This window comes from Flavobacterium orientale (assembly GCF_014638005.1).
In the GTDB taxonomy this organism is placed as follows: domain Bacteria; phylum Bacteroidota; class Bacteroidia; order Flavobacteriales; family Flavobacteriaceae; genus Flavobacterium; species Flavobacterium orientale.
Map to the genome: position 1 here is coordinate 1 of NZ_BMFG01000023.1, position 5,582 is coordinate 5,582.

Sequence of the window (5,582 nt, forward strand, 5' to 3'; positions counted from 1 at the left end):
ATAGATGAAGGGTTTTAAAAAGAAGGCGGTGACATACTCTCCCACAAATTGCAGTACCATCTGCGCAGGCGGGCTTAACTTCTCTGTTCGGAATGGGAAGAGGTGAGCCCCGCCGCAATAACCACCTTAAGTCTTTAAGGCAATAGGCTTCAGCCATAAGGCTTCAACTTTTTGCGTGGTTCCATTAAACTTTTGGCTCTTGCCTCCAGGCTAATGGCTAATATCTTAACATACTGAGATAAAAAATATAATTTAGTAGAAAGTTTTCCTCCCCCGACTTGCATCGGGGGAACTTTTTCACATAAGCTTACGGGTTATTAGTACTACTCGACTATGACATTACTGCCTTTACATCTATAGCCTATCAACGTGGTCATCTTCCACGACCCTTTAAAGAAATCTCATCTTGTGGTGGGTTTCGCGCTTATATGCTTTCAGCGCTTATCCCTTCCAAACGTAGCTACTCTGCGGTGCTCCTGGCGGAACAACAGATACACCAGCGGTTTGTCCAATTCGGTCCTCTCGTACTAGAATCAGATCCACTCAAATTTCTAACGCCCACAGTAGATAGAGACCGAACTGTCTCACGACGTTCTGAACCCAGCTCGCGTGCCACTTTAATGGGCGAACAGCCCAACCCTTGGGACCTTCTCCAGCCCCAGGATGTGACGAGCCGACATCGAGGTGCCAAACCCCCCCGTCGATATGAGCTCTTGGGGGAGATCAGCCTGTTATCCCCGGCGTACCTTTTATCCTTTGAGCGATGGCCCTTCCATGCGGAACCACCGGATCACTATGCTCTACTTTCGTACCTGATCGACCTGTATGTCTCTCAGTCAAGCTCCCTTATGCCATTGCACTCTACGCACGGTTACCAAGCGTGCTGAGGGAACCTTTAGAAGCCTCCGTTACTCTTTTGGAGGCGACCACCCCAGTCAAACTACCCACCAAGCAATGTCCCCCACATTATGGGGTTAGACCTCAGATAAGCAAAGGGTGGTATTTCAACAATGACTCCACAACGCCTAGCGACGCCACTTCACAGTCTCCCACCTATCCTACACATCACTTATCCAAGACCAATACTAAGCTATAGTAAAGGTGCACAGGGTCTTTTCGTCCCACTGCGGGTAATCGGCATCTTCACCGATACTACAATTTCACCGAGCTCATGGCTGAGACAGTGTCCAGATCGTTACACCATTCGTGCAGGTCGGAACTTACCCGACAAGGAATTTCGCTACCTTAGGACCGTTATAGTTACGGCCGCCGTTTACTGGGGCTTCAATTCAATGCTTCTCATTGCTGATAACATCTCCTCTTAACCTTCCAGCACCGGGCAGGTGTCAGGCCCTATACTTCATCTTACGATTTGGCAGAGCCCTGTGTTTTTGATAAACAGTCGCCTGGACCTTTTCACTGCGGCCAGCATTGCTGCTGGCGACCTTTCTCCCGAAGTTACAGGTCTATTTTGCCTAATTCCTTAGCCATGAATCTCTCGAGCACCTTAGGATTCTCTCCTCGACTACCTGTGTCGGTTTACGGTACGGGTACTTATAATCTAAGTTTAGAGGTTTTTCTTGGCAGCCCTTAGGTACACTATCTCTTTGTCCGAAGACTCCGAGTACTATCAGTCTTTGCCATTCCAAACGGATTTGCCTATCTGGAATATAGCTACAACCTTCAACGAACTATTCCGTCAGTTCGCGGTACTTTCATCACTGCGTCACCCCATCACAACTATAAGTAGTACGGGAATATTAACCCGTTGGCCATCGACTGTCCCTTTCGGGTTCGCCTTAGGACCCGACTAACCCTCAGCTGATTAGCATAGCTGAGGAAACCTTAGTCTTTCGGTGTGCGGGTTTCTCGCCCGCATTATCGTTACTTATGCCTACATTTTCTTTTCTAACCGGTCCAGCATACCTCGCGATACACCTTCAACCCTGTTAGAATGCTCCCCTACCACTTTACAACTTAATGTAAAATCCATAGCTTCGGTAATATGCTTATGCCCGATTATTATCCATGCTCGTCCGCTCGACTAGTGAGCTGTTACGCACTCTTTAAATGAATGGCTGCTTCCAAGCCAACATCCTAGCTGTCTGGGCAGACAAACCTCGTTTTTTCAACTTAGCATATATTTGGGGACCTTAGCTGATGGTCTGGGTTCTTTCCCTCTCGGACTTGGACCTTAGCACCCAAGCCCTCACTGCTGGTAAACATTATATAGCATTCGGAGTTTGTCAGGAATTGGTAGGCGGTGAAGCCCCCGCATCCAATCAGTAGCTCTACCTCTATATAACTTTATGACCAACGCTGCACCTAAATGCATTTCGGGGAGTACGAGCTATTTCCGAGTTTGATTGGCCTTTCACCCCTACCCACAGGTCATCCGAAGACTTTTCAACGTCAACCGGTTCGGACCTCCACTATGTGTTACCACAGCTTCATCCTGCCCATGGGTAGATCACACGGTTTCGCGTCTAACACTACTGACTAAAGCGCCCTATTCAGACTCGCTTTCGCTACGGATCCGTGACTTAATCACTTAACCTTGCCAGCAACGTTAACTCGTAGGCTCATTATGCAAAAGGCACGCCGTCACCCCATAAAGGAGCTCCGACCGCTTGTAAGCGTATGGTTTCAGGATCTATTTCACTCCGTTATTCACGGTTCTTTTCACCTTTCCCTCACGGTACTGGTTCACTATCGGTCTCTCAGGAGTATTTAGCCTTAGCGGATGGTCCCGCCAAATTCAGACAGGGTTTCACGTGCCCCGCCCTACTCAGGATACCACTATCCTTATCTTCTCTTACTTATACGGGGCTATCACCCTCTATGGCTTACCTTTCCAGGTAATTCTAATTCAATCCGCAAGAAATCTCGTGGTCCTACAACCCCAAGTATGCCGTAACATGCTTGGTTTGGGCTAATCCGCGTTCGCTCGCCACTACTTACGGAATCACTTTTGTTTTCTTCTCCTCCGCCTACTTAGATGTTTCAGTTCAGCGGGTTTGCTCACCTATCGGTGTGACATGTCTTCAACATGCCGGGTTGCCCCATTCGGGTATCTACGGATTAATTCGTGTGTGCCAATCCCCGTAGCTTTTCGCAGCTTATCACGCCCTTCTTCGCCTCTGAGAGCCTAGGCATCCCCCATACGCCCTTATTTTGCTTATGTGCCGCCTAATTCTATTACTAAAACTAGGACTTAATTTGTTATAATAAATTACAACTTTTGTATTTTCTACTTTGTAAATATTTTTATCTCAATATGTCAATGAACTTTCGTCTAGGCAATAGGCAAAAGTGATTAGGCAATAGTATTAAACTAATGGCTAACGCCTTTGGGCTAATGGCTAAACCAGTGGAGAATATCGGAGTCGAACCGATGACCTCCTGCGTGCAAGGCAGGCGCTCTAGCCAGCTGAGCTAATCCCCCGTCTTTAGTTGTCAGTTAACAGTTATTAGTTAACAGTACTTATAACGGCTCACTCAACCCCTAGAATTTCCTTAAGCTCTAAAATAGTAGTCCCGCCCAGACTCGAACTGGGGACCCCTACATTATCAGTGTAGTACTCTAACCAGCTGAGCTACGAGACTCTGTATTTTTTAGCTTATTGTATTATTTGAATTAACAGCGAGAGTAATCAAATCTCTTTGATTCTATTTTCCCAGACTTCTTATGTCTCTAGAAAGGAGGTGTTCCAGCCGCACCTTCCGGTACGGCTACCTTGTTACGACTTAGCCCCAGTTACCAGTTTTACCCTAGGCAGCTCCTTGCGGTCACCGACTTCAGGTACCCCCAGCTTCCATGGCTTGACGGGCGGTGTGTACAAGGCCCGGGAACGTATTCACCGGATCATGGCTGATATCCGATTACTAGCGATTCCAGCTTCACGGAGTCGAGTTGCAGACTCCGATCCGAACTGAGATAGGTTTTGTAGATTCGCTCCAACTTGCGTTGTGGCTGCTCTCTGTACCTACCATTGTAGCACGTGTGTAGCCCAAGGCGTAAGGGCCGTGATGATTTGACGTCATCCCCACCTTCCTCACAGTTTGCACTGGCAGTCTCGTTAGAGTTCCCGACATGACTCGCTGGCAACTAACAACAGGGGTTGCGCTCGTTATAGGACTTAACCTGACACCTCACGGCACGAGCTGACGACAACCATGCAGCACCTTGTAAATTGTCCGAAGAAAAATCTGTTTCCAAATCTGTCAATCTACATTTAAGCCTTGGTAAGGTTCCTCGCGTATCATCGAATTAAACCACATGCTCCACCGCTTGTGCGGGCCCCCGTCAATTCCTTTGAGTTTCAAACTTGCGTTCGTACTCCCCAGGTGGGATACTTATCACTTTCGCTTAGCCACTGAGATTGCTCCCAACAGCTAGTATCCATCGTTTACGGCGTGGACTACCAGGGTATCTAATCCTGTTCGCTCCCCACGCTTTCGTCCATCAGCGTCAATCCATTAGTAGTAACCTGCCTTCGCAATTGGTATTCCATGTAATATCTAAGCATTTCACCGCTACACTACATATTCTAGTTACTTCCTAATAATTCAAGCCCTACAGTATCAATGGCAGTTTCCCAGTTGAGCTGGGAGATTTCACCACTGACTTATAAGGCCGCCTACGGACCCTTTAAACCCAATGATTCCGGATAACGCTTGGATCCTCCGTATTACCGCGGCTGCTGGCACGGAGTTAGCCGATCCTTATTCTTACGGTACCGTCAAGCCCCCTCACGAGGGGGTGTTTCTTCCCGTATAAAAGCAGTTTACAATCCATAGGACCGTCTTCCTGCACGCGGCATGGCTGGGTCAGAGTTGCCTCCATTGCCCAATATTCCTCACTGCTGCCTCCCGTAGGAGTCTGGTCCGTGTCTCAGTACCAGTGTGGGGGATCTCCCTCTCAGGACCCCTACCCATCATCGTCTTGGTAAGCCGTTACCTTACCAACTAACTAATGGGACGCATGCTCATCTTGTACCGTTGGAACTTTAATATTTAAATGATGCCATTCAAATATACTATGAGGTATTAATCCAAATTTCTCTGGGCTATCCCCCTGTACAAGGTAGATTGCATACGCGTTACGCACCCGTGCGCCGGTCTCTAAGGAGCAAGCTCCTTATACCCCTCGACTTGCATGTGTTAGGCCTGCCGCTAGCGTTCATCCTGAGCCAGGATCAAACTCTTCATCGTATGTTGTTAAAACTAATTGCTTAGCTTTGTTTTGTAGACGAAGTGCTAGGTTTTTTCAAATCTTTTCGACTTGCTTACTCTCTCTTTTTTTTCGATTAAACATCGCTGTCTAATCGTGCTGTCAATCCAATATGTCTATGAACGTGTCTTCTTGTTTCTTCGCTTGTTTCTCAAAGCGGGTGCAAAAGTACAACTTCTTTTTGATTAGGCAAACTTTTCGAAAAAAAAATTTGTTTTCTTTTTTCTATAGCTTTTTAATCACAGTTTTTGTCGCTTGCGGAGGGCAAAGATAATACTCTTTTGCTTCTCCTACCAAATCTTTTTTCAGATTTTTTTAAACTCCATTTTAACTCAGAACGTCGCTCTCA

The 5,582-nt window shown here is 47.1% G+C and carries 2 tRNA genes and 3 rRNA genes; all 5 read right to left on the reverse strand.

Annotated features, from left to right (window positions below):
• Positions 1 to 20: 20 nt before the first annotated feature.
• The 5 genes from rrf to IEV15_RS14445 all read right to left on the reverse strand — a co-directional run bounded on the left by rrf (position 21) and on the right by IEV15_RS14445 (position 5,214).
• Positions 21 to 129, reverse strand: a 5S ribosomal RNA gene (rrf, locus tag IEV15_RS14425).
• A gap of 168 nt (positions 130 to 297) precedes the next feature.
• Positions 298 to 3,184, reverse strand: a 23S ribosomal RNA gene (locus tag IEV15_RS14430).
• A gap of 187 nt (positions 3,185 to 3,371) precedes the next feature.
• Positions 3,372 to 3,445: transfer RNA gene (locus IEV15_RS14435), tRNA-Ala, on the reverse strand.
• A gap of 87 nt (positions 3,446 to 3,532) precedes the next feature.
• Positions 3,533 to 3,606: transfer RNA gene (locus IEV15_RS14440), tRNA-Ile, on the reverse strand.
• A gap of 92 nt (positions 3,607 to 3,698) precedes the next feature.
• Positions 3,699 to 5,214: ribosomal RNA gene (locus tag IEV15_RS14445) — 16S ribosomal RNA — on the reverse strand.
• The 16S, 23S and 5S rRNA genes sit together here with 2 tRNA genes alongside, the layout of an rRNA operon.
• Positions 5,215 to 5,582 lie beyond the last annotated feature (368 nt).